Consider the following 24,314-nt stretch of genomic DNA (forward strand, 5'->3'; position numbering starts at 1 on the left):
GCATATAGTCACGCGGGTAATGGTCAAGGAAAGCTAACCGGAATTATTGACGAAAGCGGTGCCCGGTACGCCAGCTATACCTATCAAGCCGATGGGCGCGCGACTTCGAGTGTGCAAGGAAATGGGGCTGACCCTAATACGGTGAGCTATGCGAGTAGTGGTACGGCTGTCACGGTGACCTATTCGCTTGGTCAGCAGGCGACCGCTACCTTCATCGCGCCGCAGGGTACTCCGGTACTTAGCAGTATGAGCGCTCGTTGTGGCGTGCATTGCGACCAGCAGTATCAATCGCAGACATTGGATGCCAACGGCTATCCGGCGGTGGCCACGGACTTCAACGGCAACGTCACCAAGACCACGTATGACGTGAACGGTTTGCTCGATCAACAAATCGATGCCTCCGGTTCGACTAGCCAGCGCACGACCAACTTCACCTGGAACACGACGCTACGCGTTCCGCTGACGCGTGTGGTCTTGGATGCTTCAGGTAATACGGTCAGCAACACGCAGTGGGTCTACAACAGCGCGGGTCAAACGCTGGCTCGCTGCGAGATCGATCCCACGAATAGCGCTGCGACCGGTTACAGCTGCAGTAGTTCGGGTACGGTGCCCGCGGGCGTGCGTCGTTGGACCTACACCTACTGCACAACCGTGGACGGTGTTCAATGCCCCATCGTCGGCTTGTTGCTGACGTCCACCGGTCCGCGTACCGATACCACGCAAACGACGACCTACAGCTATTACATGGCCAGCAGCGCAACGAGCTGCGGCACGCCCGGTGCGGCGTGTTATCAAGCCGGTGACCTGCACACCGTCACCGATCCCGCCGGTCACGTCACCACGATTGCTTCCTATGACGCCGACGGTCGCGTCACACGCCTGACCGATGCCAACGGCATCAACACCGATCTCACGTACACGCCGCGTGGTTGGTTATCTACGCGTACCGTGGGTGGCGCCCAGACCGTTCTGGGCTACACGCCGTATGGTGCGGTGTCCTCGGTGACCGATGCCGATGGTGTGGTGACCACCTACGGCTACGACCCCGCGCACCGTCTGACCAAGATCACCGATGCGCAAGGCAACACCGTGCAATACACGCTCGATGCCGCCGGCGATAAAACCGCCGAACAGGTCTACGACACCACCGGCACGTTGCATAAGAGCTTAAGCCGCACCTTCAACACCTTAGGTCAGTTGACCCAAGTGGTGGATGGCTTGAACCACACGGTGTTCAACGCCAGCGCAAGCGGCAGCTACGACGCGAACGGCAATCTCGTGCAAAGCACGGACGGCTTAGGCATCCAACGCCAGCAGGGCTACGACGCCCTCAATCGCCTGGTGCAGACGCTCGATAACTACAACGGCACGAACTGACAGGGACGCGGCCATGGATCACGCACAACCATTGATGATCGATTCGGTCCCGTCGCACGCAAACACATCGACAGAACCGGGAACAGGGGCAGAACAAGGAGTGGTGTCTATGAAGGGTGAGAGAGATCCGCGCGATTCGGTGATGACATCGGTGCATCGAAGCCGCATGAGCCTGTTGACGACGTTGGCCGTGACGGCAGCGATGGCTGCCTGTGTTTCGCCGGTGATGGCGCAAACGGCCAATACGAAGACGACGTACACCTACGATGCGTTGGATCGCCTCACCCAAGTGACCGACCCCAGTGGCCTCAACACCACCTATCAATACGACGGCCTGTCCGATCCCATCACCCTCACCAGCCCCGACACCGGCGTCACCGCCCGCACCTTTGACGCCGCCGGCAACGTCCTCACCGGCACCGACGCCAACCAAAACACCGTCACCTACACCTACGACGCGCAAAACCGTCGTCTAAGTGCCAGCTACACCGACAGCACCCAAAACATCACCTACACCTACGACGAACCCAACACCGCGACAGGTTGCAGCACGTCCTATCCGATCGGTCACTTGACCCACATCGTCGAGAACACCGTCACCACCGCGTTCTGCTACAACGCCCAAGGCTACGTCACCCAGGTCAGCCAAACGATCAACGGCACCACCGACGTCACCACCTACACCCGCAGTCCCGGCGGCAAGATCCTCAGCATCACCCATCCCAGTGGGGATCAGGTGACCTATAGCTACGACACCGACGGTCGTATCAGCGGCGTCACCGCCACCACCGCCAGCGGCACCAGCACACTGGTGAGCAACGTGTCCTATCAGCCGTTCGGCCCCATCAGCGGTTACACCTTAGGTAACGGCCAAGCCATCACCCGCACCTACGACGCCAACTACCGTCTCACCGACCTGGTCAGCCCGGCCTTCACACTGCACGTGGCCCGCGATGCGATGGGCGATATCACCGCCATCGGCAACAACACCGGTGCCAATCCGGCGACCGAAACCTACAGCTACGATCCGCTGTATCGACTAACCCAAATCACCGAAGCCGATGGCAGCACGCTGGAGAATGTCACCTATAACCCCACCGGTGATCGACTCACCAAAACTGGCAGTGGTCTGGCCACGGGCGCCTACAGCTACAACCCGAACACGCATCAGCTCGTGGCGACCGGCAATGCCGCACGCACGGTCGATGCCGATGGCAACACCACAGCGATAGCTCAAGCGGGCAGCACGTACGGCTTTGGGTATAACGCGCGCAATCGGATGACACTCGCGCAGCTCAACCAGAGCACCGTCGCTAACTACACGTACAACGCCGAGGGCGAGCGCGTTGCCAAAACAGCCAATGGCAACACTGAGCGTTACAACTACGGGCCAAGCAGTCAGCTACTGAGCGAATACGGCGCCACCAACCGAGAGTATGTGTATCTCGATGACATCCCAGTCGCGAACTTGGACACTCAAGGCACGACGAGCTCGATTGCGTATGTCACCGCTGACCAACTTGGAACGCCAAGAGCGATTGCCGATAACAACGGCAACACGGAATGGAGTTGGGCGTATCAAGGCAATGCGTGGGGTGAACAGTCACCGACGAGCAATGGGTACACCTACAACCCACGATTCCCCGGGCAATACGCAGATGCCGAAACGGGACTCAATTACAACGTCAATCGTGACTACGACTCGGGCACCGGAAGGTATATCGAGAGCGACCCAATGGGCCTTCGCGCAGGTTCTAGTACCTATGCCTATGTGGGTGGTAATTCATTGGATCACGTGGATTCATTGGGCTTACAGGAAACTGGGCAAACGACTGTCGACGCCTATTGTGCTCGGTATGGTGCGGAAGCGTGCGCAGAAGCAGTGAGCGGTGGACAAGCCTCCTCTTCAGCCGGTTCAAATGGTGCTGCTGCGTTAGGTGGAGCGGCTCTAGGTGCGGCGGCAGCCGGGCTTTCCGGTGATTCCAAGCAGTGCCCGTCAGACGACTGCGCCGCACTAATAGCTCAAATCAATGCCCATGTAGCACTAATGGAAGAGGTATATGACGACATGCTCATAGACGAACACGACTTGTATCGCAAAGCTTTCAACACAAAACTGCCCGGAGATGCGGCATATTGGGGAACGTGGGTAGGACACGTCGATCGATATGAGGGTCTCCGAAAGGGCCTGCAGGCGATGATTGCGAGAGCCGAAGCGAAAGGATGCACAGTGCCTCCCAAGGCTTATCAGATGGCAAATAGCCCCGCTCCAGCATGGCCGGTAAGTAGTTATGACTAACACTTCTAACCTTGACGATAAAGCCCAAGCAGTTGCTAAGTGGATTTCCTCAACGCTTGGAGGAATAAGTGCTGCTGCAGATTATGAAATTCAGGATGGGGGCAAATTTCTATTATTTCGGGCGCCAGAGACGGTTATTCCGGTATCTGACAAGGTGTTGCGCACTTTAATCTACAACGAGGTGACGAACCGCCTCCAAGGAATCGGTGTGCAGTGGATGTTGGTTTTTCTAGATGCTAAAAGTGATGTGATTGATGAAATTGATTCGATTATCGGCATCGACTACTAACGTATGTAGCAGATCGTGGTTTTGAATCGACAAGATGAGCAGTTTGGAGTAGTTGATGTCCATTGTTGAAAGCTTGATGTCAGGAGCCAAGGCAGATGCAAGTGTTCTCGATGCATTGAATAGCCATGGTGATGACTTTTCTATTGCAAGAGATGTGGACTTTGTTTTTCTTGCAAAAAACCTGAAAAAAGCGGAAGAATTTCAGCAGTTCATTAACAACAATCACTATGGTGTGGCACGGCTCGATTCGTCGGACGTTGATTTTCGTGTATTGGTAAAAATAAACATGTCTATAAATCAACCCGTCATACTTTCAATTTCTGCTTTTATGGTCTGCCTGGGGATTCTGTTTGATGTTGAATACGATGGATGGGGTTGTCCAGTAAATCGTCCTGGCAAAACACAGTAAGCCCCGTGAAATTGAGCCCATTCGCGCTGAGCTGTGTCGCGTGGAAGAGGAGCGCGACATTTTAAAAAAAGGCCGCCGCGTACCTTGCCGAGGGGTAAGGGCGATGAAAGCCTTCATGCAGACCCATATTCAGTAGTTCCGTGTCTCGCGATTTGCAGTTCTGTGCTTGTCGATCTTCGCTGGCAGCGCATAACTCTCGGGGGGGCCTCGCACTTTCCTGTTATATAACCTTGTCAGAAACAGGGGTCCAGAAACAGGGAGGAAACAGGGGTCAGAGTGCACTTTCCTCGTGGAATTTAGCTCTTCTGGGCCTGCCGATCTTGGCTGGCCCAGCACGTCGCCCTACGACGCGCAAAACCGTCGTCTAAGTGCCAGCTACACCGACAGCACCCAAAACATCACCTACACCTACGACGAACCCAACACCGCGACAGGTTGCAGCACGTCCTATCCGATCGGTCACTTGACCCACATCGTCGAGAACACCGTCACCACCGCGTTCTGCTACAACGCCCAAGGCTACGTCACCCAGGTCAGCCAAACGATCAACGGCACCACCGACGTCACCACCTACACCCGCAGTCCCGGCGGCAAGATCCTCAGCATCACCCATCCCAGTGGGGATCAGGTGACCTATAGCTACGACACCGACGGTCGTATCAGCGGCGTCACCGCCACCACCGCCAGCGGCACCAGCACCCTGGTGAGCAACGTGTCGTATCAACCGTTCGGACCGGTCAGCGGTTACACCTTAGGCAACGGGCAAGCGATCACCCGCACTTACGACGCCAACTATAACCTCACCGATCTGGTCAGTCCGGCCTTCACGCTGCACATGGCCCGCGATGCGATGGGCGATATCACCGCCATCGGCAACAGCGCCGGCGCCAATCCGGCCACCGAAACCTACAGCTACGATCCGCTGTATCGGTTGACCCAAATCACCGAAGCCGACGGCAGCACGCTGGAGAATGTCACCTATAACCCCACCGGTGATCGACTCACCAAAACTGGCAGCGGTCTGGCCACGGGCACCTACAGCTACAACCCGAACACGCATCAGCTGGTGGCGACAGGCAATGCCGCACGCACGGTCGATGCCGATGGCAACACGACGGCGATCTCGCAAGCGGGCAGCACGTACGGCTTTGGGTACAACGCGCGCAATCGCATGACACTCGCGCAGCTCAACCAGAGCACCGTCGCTAACTACACGTACAACGCCGAGGGCGAGCGCGTTGCCAAAACAGCCAATGGCAACACTGAGCGTTACAACTACGGGCCAAGCAGTCAGCTGCTCAGCGAATACGGCGCCACCAACCGAGAGTACGTGTATCTCGACGGCATCCCCGTCGCGAACCTGGACACGCAAGGGACGACCAGCTCGATCGCGTATGTCACGGCGGATCAACTTGGGACACCGCGCGCAATCAGCGACAACAACGGCAACACGGAATGGAGCTGGGCGTATCAAGGTAATGCGTGGGGGGAACAGTCACCGGCCAGCAATGGGTATACGTACAACCTGCGTTTCGCGGGTCAGTACTACGACGTTGAAACAGGACTATATGCAAATGGCCCCCGTTACTTCGATGCAGCGAAAGGTGGCTTTGATCAGGCCGACCCGATGGGGCAAGCCGGTGGCATCGGCCTCTATGTATATGTTGGAGATAACCCGATAGGTTATGTCGATCCGCTTGGTTTGCAGCGAACAGGCGAAATCGACCCCAAGGAAGCGGAAGCACTAAACACGCCAGAAACGAATGCAGAAGTTGAACGCCTAGAGCGAGAGAGGGAAGAGGCTGCGCGTGCTCGCGATACAACTCCTTTTCTTGCTCCAAGGCCCGCCTCTGAATATGGAGAACTTGGACAATGTCCGGCTACACCCCCTTCGACAGCTCGAGTTGGGCCGATCGGCGGTAACGGAGGATCTCCGGACTTTTTAACGCCTGGAGAAATTGCACGCATCCAAAACGCTGCAAATCGTATTGGAAGGCCGATAAATTTAGTTGGTAGTCGTGCTACAGGCACGGCTGGTCCAAATTCAGACTGGGACTATGTAGTTGATGCCAATGCACCAACTAGAAATAGCGTCTCTCGGTCGCTACCTGGTGCGGGTAATCTCAGCGAAGGAGTTAGGCCCAACCTAGATGTGTTCAATGGGCAGGTGAACTCAGGCGCACCGTATGTTCAATTTACCCCAGAGACGAAGCAATGAACAAAATTGAAGTGGAACTTCTTTCAGATCAAGGAAATGGCGCGATATTGCGCCTCCCTCAAAGGCGATATCCGGGCTTACTTTTACAAGGAGACTCGCTCAAAAACCTCGCGGAAATGGCCGACCGAGTTCACAAGCTTTCAGCAAGCGGAAGTGAGGAGCTTAAAGAAGAGGCCTGTGCGCTAGCGGAAACATTCCGAGAGTTATGCTCCTGGTACGACTCGGTCGTTAAGTAATCTGCGGGAGAGATTGAACAATTCTTTCGTGATGTCGCTAGGGATTTTGCATAAACAAGCTTCCGGTCAATGAGCTGCCAGCACATATACTTTCTTGCTATCTGTCCTTGTCGCAGAGCGAACAAACCCACCTAACTTTGTCGCAGATTGATAGGTTGGAACACTCTTTGGAATATTTTCCCTTTCGAATTAAGCGATTGATCAGCGCGACAAGGTAAGGCAACACTGACAGCACCTTCGCTTTAAAGCTGACTCATCCCGCCATCGACAATCACTTCGGTGCCGACGATGAACGCTGATTCCGGCGCAGTCAGATGCAACACCGTGCTTGCCAACTCTTCGGCGGTGCCAAAACGACCGAGCGGAATCTGCGCCTGAATCTGTTTCGCGGTGGCATCAAGCGTCGCGGCGTCGAAACCCAGCTTGCTGTGAAGCGGTGTGATGATCGGGCCGGGGCTTACCACGTTGACGCGAATGCCTTGCGGCAACAACTCGGCCGAGAGCGTCTTGGCAAACGAAATCACTGCCGCTTTGCTTGCTGCGTAAAGGCTGGAACCCGGCATGCCGATGTGCGCATTGATGGAGCCGTTGATCACGATGGCTGCGCCTTTGTTGAGGATTGGCAACAGCGCCTGGATCTGGAAATACGCGCCTTTGACGTTGATATCGAACGTCTGGTCCCACAGCGCTTCGTCCATATCGGCGAAGGCGGCGAACTTGGCGATGCCGGCGTTGATAAAGACGGCGTCGAGACGGATGCCTTGTTCTTTTAGCGTTTGAGTCAACTGCTTGGCGTCTTTTAGCGATGCGGCATCGCTGCGCAGCGCGATTGCGCCATTGCCAATCTCGCGGCTGGCTTGTTCCAGCGTGGCGGCATCGCGTCCGGTGATGACGACGCGCGCGCCTTCGGCGGCATAAGCCTTAGCGGCTGCGAGGCCGATGCCGCTGTTGCCGCCAGTGACCAGTACGGTTTTTTCGTTGAAGCGGTTCATGGTGTGTCTCCGTGAAGGAAGTGGTTGGGATGGACGTATGCTGCGCGCCCGCTCGCCATTTGCCGTACCATGATTTCGACGTACTCGTTCGAAGGTATCGAACATGTTGTCCGACGACGAATTGGCCTTGATTCAAGCCATTCACGACACGGGAAGCCTGACCCGCGCGGCCGCCGCGCTGGGCAAAGCGCCTTCGACCGTTTCGCACGCGGCGCGGCAGTTGGAAACGCGCTTCGATGCGCTGCTGTTCGATCGTCGGCGCTACCGCTTGCAACTCACCCCGGCCGGCCAGCTTCTGGCGCAGGAAGCCCAGCGGCTGGCGCAGGATGTGTCGCGACTTACCCATCGCGTCAAACAAGTGGCTGGTGGTTGGGAGGAACGGCTTTGGATCGTGACGGATGAAATTCTGGAATTCGAAACGTTCGTACCAGTGATACGCGCCTTCGATGCGTTGCAATCAGGTGTGTCGTTGCGCATCACACATGAAGTGTTGAATGGCACGTGGGAAGCCTTGCGCGATGGGCGCGCCGATATCGTCGTCGGCGCGACTAACGAGCCACCGGCGATTCCCAAATTACGCTGGCACGAATTGGGTGTGATGGAATGGGTGTTTGCGGTGTCGCCGCGCCATCCGCTGGCGAAAGTTCGCGAGCCGCTGCAACAAGAACAATTGTTGCCTTATCGCGCGGTGGTAGTCGCCGATTCATCGCGCACTATCGATCGCCGCGGATACGGATGGCTTGCAGGCCAGCAAACGCTGGCCGCACCCAGCATGCGCGCGAAAATACTTCTGCAACGCGATGGCCTTGGCGTCGGCTGGCTTCCCCGCAAGCGCATCCAGTCGTTGCTTAAGCGTGGCGAGCTGATGGAAAAGCGTGTCGCCGATGCACGCGAACCCAATGTGCTCTATGTCGCATGGCGTAGCGACGGCGTTGGGCGTGCGATGGAATGGTGGTTGTCGCAACTGCAGCAACCGCGGCTGGCGCAGCGGTTGGTGCAAGGTATCGATGTGTCGCTCTGACGCGCTTCGAACCCTACGTCGCCGCTTCTTCCGGCGGCGGCTGCAACGTCACCACTAATTCTTCCAGCGTGGCGATCTGCTCGTTCAACGCATCGTGCAATTCGCTTTGGCGCGTCATCAGGGTTTCGATCGGCCCGCTTTGCTTGAGTTTCTTCAACTCGCCGTCGAAAAGCAGCCACTGCGCGGTCAGGGCTTCGACGTTGTTCTTCGCGTAGTGGCGCATTTCTTTGAGTTGCGCGAGAACGTCGTTAACGTGTTCGAACGGAGTCTTCGTATGCTCGGACATGGCGGCATCTCAAGTCTTATCCGGTTTTACAGGATAGTCGCGCGAAGCTGGCTAGCGCCGAAACGGGGGAGCGCATGGGTGAATTTGCGCGGCATTTTTCCGCTTCGACTTTGAAAACGCGCTCGGGTCGCGGTAACCCATTGAATTCCCGACGTGATGATTTGATCAAGGCGCAATGGCATATTTCACTGCCGGTGCGCCCCATCGCCCGCTTTCTGTTTGAGCGGGCCTGCTGCAAACCGGCTACTCTAAGCGCCGCCAAACGATCATGAAGTACCGATTTCCTCGCAGCTCGCCGCCCACCCATCAAACGGCATCGAACATGAAGATCACTGTAGGGAAAATAGTGAGTTGGGTTGGCAAGGCCATTTTGTTTGTGCTGGCCGCTATCGGCGTGGTGCTGCTGATTGCCGAGCGCTTTCAGGAAACGTCGTTTATCAACTTTATCCGTTCTTTGATGTAGCGCTGCGATAGCCGCTCTATTCGTCTTCGTCGTCGAACGGTTTGGTGACAGACTGGGATTTCCAACCGGCGCGCACCTGGCTGGCGGTCATGCCGAAACGGGCGCGAAACGCGCGCTGAAACTGGCGTTCGTTGGAAAAGCCGTAAAGTTCGAGAATGTCGGTGATGCTGCGTTGCCGCTCGTTGCACAAGTCGTGCAGCACCGACTGCAAGCGCTTGTTGCGGATGTAGTGCTTGATGCCGCCCAGTTCCGCAAACTGCCGATAAAGTTGCGCGCGCGAAATACCGAACGCTTTCTGCAATTGCGCCGCGCCCAGCGTTCGCTCGGTCAAATGTTGATCGATGTACTGCACGATGCGTTCCCGAGCATCGCTGAAGGAACCGCGTTCGTTGCCGCGTAGGTCGTCCGTGCGCAGGCAAAAGCGCAGCAACTCCAACGTAGCGTTGATCATTTCCTTGACGTTGTTGGCGTTGCAATGACGCAAAATGTCGATGAAGTTGAGCAAGTGCTCACGCAACATGCGGCAGGGCAGCCATTCGGCATGCAACACACGTCCGTGTACCAGCATGTCGTCGACGTCGGAGCGCGGCAGCATCACATTGATGTGCTGGCTGTCTTCCATCACCCACAGCTCCGATGCTTGCGACAGGTCGGTGAGATAGATATCGCCGGTGTTGATTTCCACTTCGCCGTCGCCGAATCGCGCGCGTACTTTGCCCTGCACCAACAGGCGCAAGAACAGACAGTCGTTGAATCGGCTGCGCGCAATGATGTGCTCGTCGCGCACGTAGTGCGCCACGCCTGAAGTCGATTGCGCCACCGTCATCTGGCCGAGACGATAAGTGATGACCGAAGCATCTACGGGTTCGTCGTTACGCGGTTCGATCAATGCGAAAGGACGAAGCCAGCGGCGGTAGGCGGTGGTCCGCATCCCGGGTTGGATCAGGGACGTAGCGAACACTGCATCGGGAAACCTCTGCCTAGCCTTCTCCATCCGTGCCTCTCTTGCTGAAGCTCCAGAAATGGCACAAAGCGTGCCAGCGGGCGTTCTCATCGCCGCTGTCAACGTAAACCAAGTATCAGAGGCCTAACGTCGATAGCAGGTGTATCGAGCGTGGGATGTGGTGACGTTTCTTGAGACGAAACGTCGTACGTAACGAGACGAAACGTCGCTTCAGCGCGAGCGCGATGGCAACTCTACGTCCACTTGTTGACGTCGCTCGCTATGCGTTCATAAGGCACGATAAGAACGAACCGACGCGAACATCGGGCGAGCGGATCATTGCGAACGCGTATCCAGCGACGACCATTGCGCCAACAGTTCTGGCAGCCGTTGCGGCTTGCCCAGATAAAAACCTTGCGCGCCATCGCAGCCGTGTTGATGGAGCCAGCGATATTGCGAGGATCGCTCGATGCCTTCGGCGATCACGCGAACCTTGAGACTTTTGCCGAGCGCGATGATGGCGTCGCAAATCGTCGCCGACCGCGCGTCCCAATCGACGTTGCGAATAAACGCTTGATCGATCTTCAAGATATCGATCGGCAGATCGCGCAAATAGGAGAGGCTGGAAAATCCAGTGCCGAAATCGTCGAGCGCAACGACCACGCCGTCCGATCTCAACTCCCGCATGATCGCTACCGCTTTGTCTCGATGCTCGATCAGGCAGCTTTCGGTCAGCTCGATATTGATGGCGTTGCCCGATAGCGAATAGGCGCTGCGAATCGCACGAAGGTTCGCGACCAGATCGCTGTTGCGCAACTCGGCCGGTGAAATGTTCATGCCGATCGGCAGATTTTCGAAACCCGCTTCTTTCAATTCGAGGCAGGCTTTGGCGACCTGGTTGAGCACCCATTGTCCCAGCGGCACGATTAGGCCGGATTCTTCGCAGACTGGGATAAACGTCGACGGCGAAATCAACGTGCCGTCCGCCTGCGGCCAACGGATCAACGCTTCCAGGGCGATCAACCGTTTGTCGGGAAGACTCGTGATCGGTTGGAAATGCATTTCGAATTCGTGGCGGCGCACGGCGCGACGCAGGTGCGCGGCGAAATGCAATTTCTCTTTGGACTGCTGCGCCAGCGCCGGCTCGAAATAGTGAATGGATTGATCGCTGCGAAGATGCGCATGCGCCGCGAGCGCGGCGCGTCCGACCAGCACGCTGCTCTGGATGCCGTCGCGCGGATGACTGGCGACGCCGATCACGACATCGACCTGATGCTGAGTGTCCTCGTAGTACACCGGCTCGTTGAAGCAATGGACGATTTCTTCCTGCAGCCTCGCATATGTCAGACGCCCGATCGGCGCCACCCATACGAACGCTTCTTGCGTCACCGACGCCAGAAATTCGTTGTCGCCCAGACGGTGAAGCAAGCGTGTCGCCACGCCCTGCAGGATGCCGGTCGCGACATGGATGCCGAACGTATCTGCAATGGCGTCCATGCCCAGCAACTGCAGGTAGGCGACGTCGAATCGGGCGCCCTCGGTAATCAGTGCATCCATACGACCGAACAGCGCGTGCTGATTGGGGAGCTTGGTCACCAGATCGTGCGACGCGAGATACGCCAGTTCGCGTTCGCCGGCCATATGCGCAGTGATGTCTTCGGCCAGCACCAGGCGCCCCTTGCGGCCGTTGAACACGATGTCGACGCTGTGAACACGCACTTCGATGGTTTTGCCTTGCCGGGTTCGGTGCACCCAGACTTTGGGCGCGTCGCTGGCGTGGCGTGATGCGTGCACGTCCGCCATTACTTTGGCGTGGTCGCTGGCATCGCGCAGATCCAAGATGCTCATGGTCAGGAATTCTTCGCGCGTATAGCCATAGGCTCTGACGGCTGCCGCGTTGACTTCCAGAAACCGCAACGTCGATATGTCGAACACCCAGAACGGAAGCGGGTTATGTTCGAACAACAATTGGAAACGGTGCTCGCTTTCGGCTTGCTGTTGGCGAGCCTCCCACTGTTCCGTCACGTCGACCACGGTGCCGGTCATGCGCGTCGCGCCCGATTTGTCGATCACAACCTGGCCACCGGCCGATAGACGCCGTACGGTGCCGTCGGGCTTCTCGATGCGAAAATCCGCATGCAGCGGCTCGCGGTTTTCCCAGGCGGCCTTCACATGTTGCACCAGCGGTCGTCGATCCGGCGGACATACCCGCGCCAGAAATTCCATCATGCTGGCAGTGCTCTTGCCGTCTGGCAAACCGAAGATCTCGCCCGCTTCGTCGGTGCATTCGAAACGCTTCGCGTCCAGGGTCCAGATCGCGGTTCGTCCGACGCGTTGTGCGGTTTGCAGATCCTGCGTTTTGGCGCGCAGGCTTTTGATGTAATAGCGCTGCATGGTCGTAGCGCGGTACATCACGCCCAGCAGGCACGCGAACCCGAGCAAATAGAACACGTAGAAGGCGCCAGCCGTGAAAACTTCTTGGCGCCACGGCGCCAGCGCCTTGTCGTACTCCATGCCGGCGACGACTTTGAACGGGTAGGGTTCAACCGCCACCTCCGCCTGCAACGCGAACGGATCATGCAATCGGAATAGCGCGCTTATCCACCACGGTTCGGTCGGCGCATGTACTACGGTGGCGGCGGCATCTTGGCTGCCGCCTTGCGCGATCACGTTCCCCTGCGCATCGACGACGTCGAAGAAGACATCTTCCGTGTGGCCTAAGTTCGTCACGGAACGCGCGACTTCCGCGACCCGTACATTTCCCGTGATCCATCCGTGCGATTCGAGCGGCGTCGCCAGCGACAACACCGCGCCGCCTGGCGCTGGCGCGACTGCGCCAAAGCATGGGGCGCCGTTCGAAGGAGGAAGGTGCGCATCGCACGTCACCCATACGCTGGCGGCTGACACCGGCGTGGCCGACGCGTCGCTCGGCGCCGCCGAGTCTTTGAAGTCGATGCTTACGATCTGCGGTTGCCGACGAAGGATCTCGGCAATGAGGCCCCTCAATAGCGTGTCGCTCTGCTCGGGCGCGGTGCGTTGAAGACGGCTCGATTCTTCCGCCACAAAGGTTATCGAGTTCGCGCTTCCGCGCAACGGGATGCGTACCGCGCGCGAAACGCTGCGCGCCACGTCGCTGACCTGATGAGCGCTGTCGTCCAATTGCGAGCGGAGATTGGATCTCAGCCCGTTCATCAATACGACCAGCAGCAATAGGGCGGTCAAGCCGCCGAACACAAGAATGGCGGACTGTGACGGGACTTTGGGAGGATTGTTCATAGGCATCGCCCGCGCGGCTCCCGAGCGTAGGGTCGCGTGGGTAGACCAATCTGGCAGCGGTGGATGGTTGCGCGCATCAAGTCAACGTATGTGATGAATGAATGATGTGGACCAGGTTGGGCTTGCTGGCAGAGTAACGCTCGAATGCCGAAGAAATCGAGGCCCTGATGATCGAACGACGATGTTTGCGCGTTCCGGCATGAATACGGACATACATCGTGTGCCGTAATGCGTCACTCGCCGTGATCAAGATGACGCGCCGTGTACTCGCCGTGAAATGCCACGTTGTTCTCGCGGTCGCTGATCGCTCTTCACGCCGCTGGGCGCGGGCCGTTTTTGCAATGTTTGGCGACGACGTGACGCAGACGATGCCCGGCATTCGGCCGCCTGTGGAGCCCTGCGAAGGCGTGTCATGGAAAGCGTGACGCACCGCACATTTCGAAAATCACCGTGGCGCGCCGCATGCATACCTGTTCACAGAACCCGAAAAGGTCACAGCTTTTGAGGATCGCGAAAATGGAACAGGTTGTTGAATGTCTCATAGCCGGAGGGCCGCAGCACGGATTGGTGCGCCGCCAGCTGTGGGACCCGCAATATCCAGCTCCGCCGGTGATGGCGTCGGGCGACGGCGAAGTCTGCATCACCGCCGCGTGCCGCCATGCTGGGTCGGAGAGCAATCGCTTTCTGTTGTTGCATCCGCGCGCGACCGGCGCGCAGATTCTGGCGATGTTGCATATGCTGGGCGCGCAACTCGCCTCGCCGACTTTTCGTCTGGTGATGGAAGGCGCGCCGATCGCGGAGTGTTTTCTCGACTGACTTGATGCCAAGTCGCCGAACATTCGGCGGCTCTATGCCCTTAGTCATGGTTTCTCGAAGCTGTCGTCTGGCGGACACTCGGGGAACGACTCGTAGGGGATACAACATGCGCCGTACTCACATGGCTACCGCCTTCGCCGGAGCGTTGGCTTCGTTTGGACTGTCGCTGATCGCCGCGCAACCCGTCGCCGCGCAGCAACGACTCGATCCGCAGGCGGAAATGATCGCCAAGCGCAACGCCACCGAGGCGGAACTCGAAAAAGTCGCGATCATCGACCGCAAGGTGATGATCAAGATGCGCGACGGCAAATTGATGGCGGCCGACATCTATCGTCCCAAAGGCAGCGACAAGGTGCCGATCATCTTTTCGCGCACGCCGTACAACTTCAATTTCTGGGACGTGAAGCTGGGCGCGCCGCGCGATATGACGCGCGAGCTCGATGCGGTCAAGCACGGTTACGCGTATGTCGAAGTGCAGGAGCGCGGGCATTTCTTCTCGCAAGGCAACTACGACATTCTCGGCATGCCGCTAAGCGACGGTACCGATGAGTTGAAATGGATGTCCTCGCAGCCGTGGTCCAACGGCAAAGTCGGCACCACCGGTTGTTCATCGACGGCGGAATGGCAAATGGCTGTGGTGGCGCAGAACGATCCGTCGCTCGCGACCTTCAATGTGCAAGGTTTCGGCGCTGGCGTCGGTCATGTCGGCCCGTACTACGAGCAAGGCAACTGGTATCGCGGCGGCGCGGTGCAGATGCTGTTTATTTCCTGGATCTACGACTACGGCATCCAGAACCAGGTGCGGCCAATGTTCCCGTCGAACACCACGCAAGAAGAATTGATCAACGCCTCGCATTTCTTCGATCTGGCGCCGCAGATGCCGACGGTCGACTGGGACAAGGCGTTCTGGCATTTGCCCGAGAAAGACATGATCAAGGCCGTGGGCGGACCGCCGGGCATTTTCGAAACGCATATGCCGGTGGCGACCGGCGGCGACATGATTGCGCGCGCGCCGAACGATCCCGCTTGGTACAAGGGCGGTCTGTGGCACGAGAACATGAAGATCAACAAGCCCGGCTTGTGGTTTATGAGCTGGTTCGACGTGTCCGTGTCGCCCAATCTCGCCGCGTATAACGAAGTGCGCCGCACGGCGTCCAAAGCCGTCGCCGATCAGCAATACGCGATCATCGCGCCGGTGCTGCATTGCGGTTACACGCGCGCCACCGAGCACACCATGGTCGGCGATCTCGACATGGGCGATGCGCGCTTCCGCTACAACGACCTCGTCTTCGGTTGGTTCGATCACTTCCTCAAGGGCGAAGACAGCCCCGTGCTCGATAAGCAACCGAAGGTGATGTACTACCTGATGGGCGCCAATCGTTGGAAGAATGCCGAGACTTGGCCGCCTGCTGGCGCGACGACGCAGGATCTGTATTTCACGAGCGAAGGGCAGGCCAATACGCTCTACGGCAACGGCAAGCTCGTCGCTGCCGCGCCGGATGTGGATCATCCCGATCAGTTCGTCTACGACCCAGCCAATCCGGTGCCGACATTTGGCGGCGGCGGTTGTTGCCAGGGCACGGCGGTGAAATTCGGCTCTTACGATCAGCGTCCGCAGGAAACGCGCAACGACATCCTGGTCTACGACTCAGAACCCTTCAAGCAAGGCACCGAAGTGAGCGGACCGATCACCGTGACGCTGTACGTGTCGTCGAGCGCCAAGGACACCGACTTCACCTTCAAGATTATCGACGTGTATCCCGACGGTCGGGCGTTCAACATCACCGAAAACATTCAGCGTATGCGTTACCGCAACGGCTACGACAAGCCGCTGGCGTGGATGTCGCCCGGGCAGACGTACAAAGTTACCTTCCAGCCGATCGATACCAGCTACTACTTCAAAGCCGGGCACAAGCTGCGCGTGGATGTTTCCAGCAGCAACTTCCCGCGCTTCGATCGCAACCTCAACACCGGCGGCAACAACGTCGACGAAGATCATGGCGTGATCGCGCATAACGCGATTCACCACGACAGCCAACATCCGTCCAAGATCACCATTACGGTGGTGCCGAATAGCGATACGGTTGCGGATGACAAATCTGGCAAGTCCGACTGAGTCGAATCGTCTATCGCAACGATGGATATGAAAAGACCGCACGAGCACGCTGATGCTCGTGCGGCCCAGTCAACGAACGCGGACTCGGATTATCGCGTTCGATGACGCGAAGCAAACTTAGTGGCCTTTGCCGTTGGTTTTGCTGAGACCTTTGCCGTGCGATTTGTCGCGCGAAACGCTACGCACGGACGGCCCCACTTTGCCGCCGGCGGCTTTGGCGGATTTCGCTTCAGCGGACACGGCGTCGCCGTGCGCATCGTGATTCATCGACGACATACCGCCACCACCGTGACCATGCGACTGCGGAGCGGCCATCAGCGGCATGGCAAAAAGCGACGCAACGAGTGCGACTGGAATGAGTTTACGCATGACAGAACTCCTGCACGTGGATAGGCGCCACAGCTCGGCGGGTGGCACGGGGAGCTCACAGTGGCACAACGCAATGCGCTTGCGATGAACGGATCGAATACGCAACGCGAAAACGTGAAATGCGTTCAGCGCGCTGTTCTATACCGTCAGTCCGGTGAAAGATTTTGGTACAGCAACAACGTCGTTTAGACGGCTTATCGGCCACCACGTAGCAGCGCGGGATACTGACGCTGCACGTCGATAATCAGTTCGCCGAACAGCGTATTCGCCCACGCAAACCAGGACCGCGTGAAATGCGAAGGATCGTCTTGGTCGAACGATTCGTGCATAAAGCCCGCGCCCGCGTCGGTGTCGCGCAACCAGGTCAAGCATTGACGAATCTGCGCAACGTCGTTGCTGGTTTGCGCGTACATCATGATCGACATCGGCCAGATCATGCGCAGACCTTCGTGCGGTCCGCCGATGCCTTCGGCGGCTTTGCCGCGGAAGAAATACGGGTTGCGCGTGCTCCACACATAATCGCGCGTGCGGCGATAAACCGAATCGTTGCGATCGCAGCAACCGAGATACGGCAGAGCCAGCAGACTCGGCACGTTGGTGTCGTCCATAAACAGCTGGTTGCCGAATCCGTCGATTTCGTAGGCCCAAAATTCACGGCCTTCCGCATCGTGCATGCGGCCGTCTTTTTGCGTGGCGCGCTCCACTTCATCCGCCAGCGCGATGCAATCGTCAGCGAACGCCGTGTCGTGATGAATCGCGCGGCTCATCGTCGCGAGCTGCCGCAGCGCCAATACCGCAAACAGATTGGAAGGAATAGACAGCGGATACAGGCACGCATCGTCCGACGGGCGGAACATCGAATGGATCATGCCGTTGGGGCGCGTCGGATTGCCGTAACCGTCCAACATCAAGGATTCGGTCGGAACGACGGACAAGCGTTGGAAATGATACGGACCGGGGCCGCCTTTGCGCTGCTGCTCGCGAAAGGTTTTGAGCACGAGATGCATGGATTGGCGCCAGTCGTCGTCGAACGGTTCCGTATCGCCGGTCGCCTGCCAATAGCTATGCGCCAATCGAATGGGGTAACACAGCGAATCGATTTCCCATTTGCGCTCGCCGACGCCCGGTTTCATATCCGTGTGATCGTGGCGCGCCCAATCGAGCGGCGCCGCGTGCGGATCGGGCAGAAACGCGTTTGCATAAGGGTCGATGCGGATGCAGCGCGCCTGCCGACGAATCAAGCCGCGAAAGAGCCGCTGCAGCGACTTATCGCCTTTCGCGAGCGGAATATACGGCACCACCTGCGCCGACGAATCGCGCAGCCACATCGCATCGATATCGCCGGTGATCACAAACGTATCGGCCTTGCCATCGAGCGTGCCAAGCTCCACCGTCGTATCGAGCGTGTTCGGATAGCAGTTCTCGAACATCCACGCGAGTTTGGGATCGGCGATGGATGCTTTGACCGTGGCGAGCTGGCGCTCTACGGCTTGGCTTACAAATTTGCGTTTAGCGAGTGGCGGGCGCTTGCTGACATACGTTGTCGACGACTGACTGAAAGCCGGTCCCGATATCGCCAAGCCGGCGACGCCGGTTGCGGCGGCGGCGCCCATCAGTTTTAGAAAATCGCGGCGTGTCGACATCAAGCAAATCCTCTTCTTTAGTAACGCCGTCATTCCGGCGAAGGCCGGAATCCAGTTTCAATACGTTGTGCGAAGCACTCAAAACTTAATTGGTGTCCTTCGGACCCATATTTGAACTGGATTCCGGCTTTCGCCGGAATGACGAGCGAAAATTTACGGCGACTTGTGCATCACGCCTGCCAGATCCTGAACTTGTAAAGCCTGCTTCAACTTCTCCAACGCAAGCTTGCTATGCACCGTCACCGTCTTACTCTGGCCCGGCAACAAATCGAACGCGTTGTCCGAAACATCCGCATCGAGATCGCCGAACGAGATCCACACGTTGCGCGCGAGTTTGTCGGTGCTCAACGTCAACGTGTACCCGTCAGTACCCGCATCGATCGTGGTGCGAATTTGCGGCAGCGGCAACGCGAGCGCTTTGGCTTCGTCGAAGTACACGAGATTCTGCGACACGACCTGATCGCCATCCATCAATTGGAACACCACAAACGTGGCATGGGGATCGGCGCCTTTCAGCAGATCGGCGTCCGTGTAGCTTCCCGCCTTGGTGCTCGCCAGCGCGGCAACCGTGGCGGCCTGGGTGTCTTCATGCAGCACATGGCCGGCGAAATCCATCACGCGCATGCGCCACGAAAGCGGCTTGGGCGCGGTGAGATCGGACACCAGCGACACCGTCGTCGTACCGTTGTTGCGCAAGGCCGCAATCATCAACGGCGCGTAGAAGCGGCGCGCGTGGTACTGCAGCGCTTTCCACCGGCCGAAATAATCGATGCTGGCCCACGAGGCGCCTGGCCATACGTCGTTGAGCTGCCAATACATCGAGCCCATCGATTGCGGACGCGACGCACGCAAATGCTCGGCAGCCAGCTGGATGCCTTCGGCCTGCATCACCTGACTCAAATAGACGAACGACGGGAAATCCTTGGGATCGCCGTAGCTGCGCGTGATGTACAACATCAGGCGCTTGTTGCCGTTGCCGCTGTCGAACTTCTGATGCGCGCGCATCACCGTCGATTCCGGCTGCATGTCGCCGGTCTGCGCAAACGCGCGAATGGTGCGCATGTCCGGGAACGACTGCAGTCCGTACTCCGACTGGAAGCGCGGCGTGATATTCAGGTATTCGGTGACAGGCTTCGCTTCGCCCGACCACACGTTCCAGTAGTGATAGTCGCCCGCGTCCAGTACGTTCGCGTCGCCCTCGTAATCGGTGCTCGGCGTGCTCGACCAATACGGCACGGTGTTGTCGTACTGCGTCACCACATTACGCAGCGTATTGCTGAAAAGATTCACCATGCCGATCACGATGCGTTCGCGTTCCTCGGGCGAAATCGCCTTTTTGAGCGCCACGCGATCGGACCACGAATCCCAGCCGGTTTGTACTTCGTTGTTGCCGCACCACAAGGCGATGCTGGGATGGTCGCGCAGACGCTTCACCTGCTCGATGGCTTCTTCGCGCGTGTTGTCTACAAAGGCCTGATCGCGCGGTGGAATCGCGCCACCGAACATAAAGTCTTGCCACACCAGCAGGCCGAGACGATCGGTGAGTTCGTAGAAGCGGTCGGGCATGTAATAGCCGCCGCCCCAGATGCGCACCATATTCATGTTGGCGTCGCGTGCCGATTGCAGCACGCGTTCCATCTGCGCATCGGTGGCGCGGGTGGGGAAGCTGTCGAACGGAATCATGTCGGCGCCTTTGCCGAACACCGGAATGCCGTTGACGACGAATCCGAAACTCTGGCCCCAGGCATCTTTCTCGCGGCGCAATTCGATAGTGCGCAAGCCAGTGGCGTGCTGTGCGCTATATAGCTCGCCGTTGGCATCGCGGATGCTGGCCTTGAACGTATACATGTCCTGCGCGCCGTAACCGGCGGGATACCAGCGCTTGGGATGCGCGATACGCAACGGCAGGCTGATCGCATTGGTACCGGGGTCGACAGTCACGTCCTGCTCGACATGCGCCGCCGTCTGGCCATCCGGACCGATCGCATCCACGCTTACATGCAGCGGCTTGCTTGCGTCGGCATCGATGTCGAATTGCGCGGCGACTTGAGCCGATTCGGCGCTGACGGTTTTCTGCTCGATATGGAAATCGTCGACGCGCAACGCGTTCCAGCTATCCAGATGCACCGGCTGCCAGATGCCTTCGGTGACGATGCGCGGGCCCCAATCCCAGCCGTACTGGTAGGCCGCCTTGCGCACATAGTTGGCTGTTTGTTTGCCCTTGGGTTCGTCGCCGAAGGCAGAATCGAATTCGCCCGGCAACGCGTACGGTTGCTTGAGCAGCCACGGCAGCAAACGTTTGATCGGCGAATACAAATGCACTTCCAGCGTGTTGTTGCCCGCGTGCAAGGCGGACTTCACCGGTACGCGCCAGGCGCGGAACATATTGTCCGCGGAGACCAATTTCTTGCCGTTGAGATAGACGTCGGCAAACGTATCCAAGCCGTCGAATACCAAATCGACGTGATCGCGCGCCAGCGTGGCCTTGTTCACCGTAAACGTGGTTTCGTATTGCCAATCGGCAAGGCCCACCCACTGCACGCGCGCTTCGTTGTCGCGGTAGTACGGATCGGGCAGCAACTTGGCCCCCATCAAATCCGTCTGCACCGTGCCCGGCACCGCCGCGGTGTGCCATGTGGCGGCATCGTGATGCGCCTTGCTTTGCGCGTCGCCTTGCATCAGGCGGAAGCGCCAGCCGCCATCCAAGGTTTGTACGGTTTGCGCCGACACCTGATAGGTGGCGAGCGGCAGCAACAGCAGCGAGGCGATGGCGATTTTCGACAGATGCCGGGTGGCGCCGGTGTTGGACAGGCGGATTCGTTCAAGCATGGTGCGCGCTTTCGATAAGAGGATGAGGCCCGATCGTACTGCTGAAAATTGCAGCAGATCCCCTATTTCAATCGATCTATATCAGTCCACCCTACCAGTTGGCTAGAGGTCTGCGCATGCCGCAGCGCAATAGCGCGCTAGCTCGATCCGGTCGCAGTGAAGGGCAACGCGCGAACCATCGGCGGCCATCTGGATGGTGTATACGGATGTCCTTCGAACGCATCCGGCACCACCGATGAATTGGAATTACAGCGTGACGATGGGCGATAGCGCAGCGCCTTCGCAAACAGATCGACCTCCCGCGCGGCCTTTCGAGTTGTTCCCCACGCGTATCTGGCAGATCTCGCTCAGCCATTTGTCTCCGCAATTCGCCACGTGGACGCGGGCCATCCTCGCGATGCGCGCCGCGGCGCCGGAGCCGGCGGGGCGCACCAATCGCGGCGGCTGGAACAGCGTGGACAACGCGGTGCTGCAGCAGCCGATCTTCGCCGGCTTGCATCGCGATATAAGGCATTACTGCATGCAGGCGTTCGCGGAAACGGGCGTGGGCGAGCCTGCGTTCGAGGTCCAGTCGTGGGTGAATATCCACGATCGCAGCGGCTTCAATTTCCAGCATATGCATGAAGGCGCGCTGCTGTGCGGCACGTTCTATCTGCAAGCGCCAGAAGGCTCCGGCGCGCTGGTGTTCAAGGACCCGCGCCCCGGCGTGCACAACTCCTATGCCAAGGGCAACGGCGCGAATGCATATAAGGACATCCAGCTGCGCCCGTCAGCGGGACTGCTGGTGTTGTTTCCGCATTGGCTGGAACATTTCGTCGAGCCGCACGACAACGATGCGCCGCGAATCTGTATTCCATTCAATGCGCTGCGCACGTAAGTTCGCGATGAACGACGTCCATGCGGCTTCGTACGGACGCGAGAGGGTGCAACGATTTACGGCGCGTTTTCACGAAAACGTCACCGCCGAGCCATAGGCTCTGGACCTTTCTGGGAACCGTAGCCTGCTCCGGCTGACACGGTCGAGGGAGGCTCGGTGCGCGAAAAGCATGCGACATGGTCTGCGCTGTTCGCGGAAAAAAGCGCGACGCTAAGCAATTATTTTTTGCGGCGTGTGGCGCATCGCTGGGACGCGCAAGATCTCGTGCAGGAAGTGTACGTGCGCCTGTTGCGCATCGAGCCGGCGGACGTAGCCAATATCCGCAGCCCCGAGGCGTATCTGTTTACGGTGGCCGCCAACCTGGTGAAGGAGCACGCGGTGCTCCGCCAGCAGCAGCCGTTGGGCAGCGATGAGCTGGATCAGGTCGTGGAGCAGCTGGTGGCGCCCACCAATCTGGAAGCGGAGATGGACAGCGAGGCGCGCCGCCAGCATCTGGGCGCGCTGATCGACCGTCTTTCGCCCAAATGCAAAGCCGTGCTGATCATGCATTACCGCGACGACATGTCGTACCGCGAAATCGCCGAACGCATGTCCATCTCGACAAACATGGTGAAGAAGTACATTGTGAAAGGCCTAGCGGCGTGCCGGCAGAGGATGGCCGAGTATGAGTGAATCAACCCCCTTCGACGCGGCGCGGCAGGCGCGACGCGTCACCGAACAGGCGGTGACCTGGTACATCGAGAACCAGGAACCGCTCAGCGAACGCCAGCGCTTGGCGTTTTTGGCATGGCTGCGCGCCTCGCCCCTGCATGTGGCCGAATATTTCGCCATCGTGCGCATGCACGGCGATATGAAAGCCGCCGCCGCGCTCGAAAAGCTTACGGCGACGGAACTGGTCGATAACGCGGTGCGCGAAAACCCCGTCGTGCTGTTTCCACTGGTGGGCAATGTGATGCCTCCGCAGCACGCGCCGGTTGCGCGCGGCGCCCGCACGCGACGCGCGCTCGCCGGCATGCTCGCCGCCGTGGCCGCCGTCGCCGTCGTGTGGTTGGGTGTAACGCAATGGCGCCCATTGCACGCGCCCGCCGATTTGCGCTTTGCACAGAGTTATAGCGACGACACCAACACCGTGCATTCGTTGAAACTCGTCGACGGCACCCTGGTTCAACTGGATCGCAACAGCGCCATCGACGTGCATTTCGACGAACACTATCGCCGCATCGAAGTCGTGCGCGGCCATGCCCTGTTCGACGTCGGCAAGGACGCGGCGCGGCCGATGCTGGTAAACGTCGGCGGTCATATGCTGCAAGACATCGGCACGGTTTTCGACGTACGACGCGATGCCAGCGGCGATACGCTCACCGTGATCAGCGGTCGCGTGCGTGTCTTAAACGTACCGAAGGCGTCGACCAAAACCTGGGACCCCGCGTCGCTCGGCAGCCCTGCGGTCGCCGATCTTACGGCCGGACAACAGATTCAGTTGGATACGGCGAGCGCCAGCGACGTGCGCCCTGCGCAAATTGCGCAGACCACCGCATGGCTGCCGGCCGAGATTCGCTTCCAGCACGAAACCATCGGCGATGTGGCGCGCCGTTTCAACGCGTATACCAGCAAGCCGCTGGTGATCGAAAACGAACACCTCGCCGATCAACGCATCAGCGGCGTGTTCCATGCGAACAATCCGCAAGCGTTCGTCGCGTATCTGTCGACTTTGCCGGATGTGCGCATCATCGACGACGCCGATCGCATCCGCGTGGTGGCGGCTTTGCATCAAACCGAAACCAAATCCGGGCACTTGTAAGAAAAAATTCACCGAACTAGCGGTACCCGATTGCGCTGCGGGGGACTCTTGAAA

20 protein-coding genes are annotated in these 24,314 nt (G+C 58.6%); 13 read left to right on the forward strand and 7 right to left on the reverse strand.

Annotated features, from left to right (window positions below):
* Nucleotides 1-246: 246 nt before the first annotated feature.
* From L0U79_RS02540 to L0U79_RS02560, 5 genes are all read left to right on the forward strand, one after another.
* Nucleotides 247-1,377, forward strand: coding sequence for a hypothetical protein (locus L0U79_RS02540; protein WP_233840321.1), 1,131 nt, complete (start codon nucleotides 247-249; stop codon nucleotides 1,375-1,377).
* Nucleotides 1,378-1,486: 109 nt separating this feature from the next.
* Nucleotides 1,487-3,676, forward strand: coding sequence for an RHS repeat-associated core domain-containing protein (locus L0U79_RS02545; protein WP_233840322.1), 2,190 nt, complete (start codon nucleotides 1,487-1,489; stop codon nucleotides 3,674-3,676).
* Complete coding sequence (locus L0U79_RS02550; RefSeq protein WP_233840323.1) at nucleotides 3,669-3,965, forward strand: hypothetical protein; 297 nt, start codon at nucleotides 3,669-3,671, stop codon at nucleotides 3,963-3,965. Before L0U79_RS02545 ends, L0U79_RS02550 begins: the two co-directional genes overlap by 8 nt.
* A gap of 55 nt (nucleotides 3,966-4,020) precedes the next feature.
* Nucleotides 4,021-4,374 carry a ribonuclease E inhibitor RraB gene (locus tag L0U79_RS02555; protein WP_233840324.1) on the forward strand — a complete coding sequence of 118 codons (354 nt, stop codon included), beginning with the start codon at nucleotides 4,021-4,023 and terminating at the stop codon, nucleotides 4,372-4,374.
* A gap of 289 nt (nucleotides 4,375-4,663) precedes the next feature.
* On the forward strand, nucleotides 4,664-6,592 hold the full coding sequence (locus L0U79_RS02560) for an RHS repeat-associated core domain-containing protein (protein ID WP_233840325.1): 1,929 nt from the start codon (nucleotides 4,664-4,666) through the stop codon (nucleotides 6,590-6,592).
* 478 nt (nucleotides 6,593-7,070) lie between these two features.
* Here the strand turns inward: L0U79_RS02560 and L0U79_RS02565 are convergent, their stop codons facing one another.
* Nucleotides 7,071-7,820: an SDR family oxidoreductase gene (locus L0U79_RS02565; RefSeq protein WP_233840326.1), complete on the reverse strand. Its 750-nt coding sequence runs from the start codon at nucleotides 7,818-7,820 to the stop codon at nucleotides 7,071-7,073.
* Nucleotides 7,821-7,923: 103 nt separating this feature from the next.
* Here L0U79_RS02565 and L0U79_RS02570 point away from each other — a divergent pair, with 103 nt between their 5' ends.
* Nucleotides 7,924-8,841, forward strand: a complete 918-nt coding sequence (locus L0U79_RS02570; RefSeq protein ID WP_233840327.1) for a LysR family transcriptional regulator — start codon at nucleotides 7,924-7,926, stop codon at nucleotides 8,839-8,841.
* 13 nt (nucleotides 8,842-8,854) lie between these two features.
* On the opposite strand, the gene L0U79_RS02575 is transcribed toward L0U79_RS02570, so the two are convergent.
* Complete coding sequence (locus L0U79_RS02575) at nucleotides 8,855-9,127, reverse strand: hypothetical protein (protein ID WP_233840328.1); 273 nt, start codon at nucleotides 9,125-9,127, stop codon at nucleotides 8,855-8,857.
* A 74-nt stretch (nucleotides 9,128-9,201) separates the two neighbouring features.
* On the opposite strand from L0U79_RS02575, the gene L0U79_RS02580 reads away from it, so the two are divergent.
* Both L0U79_RS02580 and L0U79_RS02585 read left to right on the forward strand, forming a co-directional pair.
* Nucleotides 9,202-9,399: a hypothetical protein gene (locus tag L0U79_RS02580; RefSeq protein WP_233840329.1), complete on the forward strand. Its 198-nt coding sequence runs from the start codon at nucleotides 9,202-9,204 to the stop codon at nucleotides 9,397-9,399.
* 50 nt (nucleotides 9,400-9,449) lie between these two features.
* Nucleotides 9,450-9,590, forward strand: coding sequence for a hypothetical protein (locus L0U79_RS02585; RefSeq protein ID WP_233840330.1), 141 nt, complete (start codon nucleotides 9,450-9,452; stop codon nucleotides 9,588-9,590).
* Nucleotides 9,591-9,606: 16 nt separating this feature from the next.
* On the opposite strand, the gene L0U79_RS02590 is transcribed toward L0U79_RS02585, so the two are convergent.
* Both L0U79_RS02590 and L0U79_RS02595 read right to left on the reverse strand, forming a co-directional pair.
* The gene (locus L0U79_RS02590) at nucleotides 9,607-10,521 is read right to left on the reverse strand and encodes a helix-turn-helix domain-containing protein (protein WP_233840331.1); all 915 of its coding nucleotides are present in this window, start codon (nucleotides 10,519-10,521) and stop codon (nucleotides 9,607-9,609) included.
* Nucleotides 10,522-10,869: 348 nt separating this feature from the next.
* Entirely contained in the window at nucleotides 10,870-13,809 is a 2,940-nt protein-coding gene (locus tag L0U79_RS02595; RefSeq protein WP_233840332.1) for a GGDEF domain-containing phosphodiesterase, read from the reverse strand.
* A gap of 516 nt (nucleotides 13,810-14,325) precedes the next feature.
* Between L0U79_RS02595 and L0U79_RS02600 the strand changes: the two genes are divergently transcribed.
* Nucleotides 14,326-14,625: a hypothetical protein gene (locus tag L0U79_RS02600; protein ID WP_233840333.1), complete on the forward strand. Its 300-nt coding sequence runs from the start codon at nucleotides 14,326-14,328 to the stop codon at nucleotides 14,623-14,625.
* Nucleotides 14,626-14,731: 106 nt separating this feature from the next.
* On the forward strand, nucleotides 14,732-16,741 hold the full coding sequence (locus L0U79_RS02605) for a CocE/NonD family hydrolase (protein WP_233840334.1): 2,010 nt from the start codon (nucleotides 14,732-14,734) through the stop codon (nucleotides 16,739-16,741).
* A gap of 117 nt (nucleotides 16,742-16,858) precedes the next feature.
* Here the strand turns inward: L0U79_RS02605 and L0U79_RS02610 are convergent, their stop codons facing one another.
* The 3 genes from L0U79_RS02610 to L0U79_RS02620 form a co-directional block, all read right to left on the reverse strand.
* Nucleotides 16,859-17,110 (reverse strand): hypothetical protein, encoded by a 252-nt coding sequence (locus L0U79_RS02610; protein WP_233840335.1) that lies wholly within the window; start codon nucleotides 17,108-17,110, stop codon nucleotides 16,859-16,861.
* 194 nt (nucleotides 17,111-17,304) lie between these two features.
* Entirely contained in the window at nucleotides 17,305-18,753 is a 1,449-nt protein-coding gene (locus L0U79_RS02615) for a glycoside hydrolase family 125 protein (protein ID WP_233840336.1), read from the reverse strand.
* Nucleotides 18,754-18,906: 153 nt separating this feature from the next.
* Nucleotides 18,907-21,582, reverse strand: coding sequence for a glycoside hydrolase family 2 protein (locus tag L0U79_RS02620; protein ID WP_255682354.1), 2,676 nt, complete (start codon nucleotides 21,580-21,582; stop codon nucleotides 18,907-18,909).
* 235 nt (nucleotides 21,583-21,817) lie between these two features.
* On the opposite strand from L0U79_RS02620, the gene L0U79_RS02625 reads away from it, so the two are divergent.
* The 3 genes from L0U79_RS02625 to L0U79_RS02635 all read left to right on the forward strand — a co-directional run bounded on the left by L0U79_RS02625 (nucleotide 21,818) and on the right by L0U79_RS02635 (nucleotide 24,260).
* Nucleotides 21,818-22,459 (forward strand): TIGR02466 family protein, encoded by a 642-nt coding sequence (locus L0U79_RS02625; RefSeq protein WP_233840337.1) that lies wholly within the window; start codon nucleotides 21,818-21,820, stop codon nucleotides 22,457-22,459.
* Between the two features lie 156 nt (nucleotides 22,460-22,615).
* Nucleotides 22,616-23,131, forward strand: a complete 516-nt coding sequence (locus L0U79_RS02630; RefSeq protein ID WP_233840338.1) for an RNA polymerase sigma factor — start codon at nucleotides 22,616-22,618, stop codon at nucleotides 23,129-23,131.
* Nucleotides 23,124-24,260 (forward strand): FecR domain-containing protein, encoded by a 1,137-nt coding sequence (locus L0U79_RS02635; RefSeq protein WP_233840339.1) that lies wholly within the window; start codon nucleotides 23,124-23,126, stop codon nucleotides 24,258-24,260. The genes L0U79_RS02630 and L0U79_RS02635 overlap by 8 nt, the downstream gene beginning before the upstream one ends.
* Nucleotides 24,261-24,314: the final 54 nt, after the last annotated feature.

It is taken from the genome of Dyella sp. 2HG41-7 (assembly GCF_021390675.1).
In the GTDB taxonomy this organism is placed as follows: Bacteria; Pseudomonadota; Gammaproteobacteria; order Xanthomonadales; family Rhodanobacteraceae; genus Dyella_B.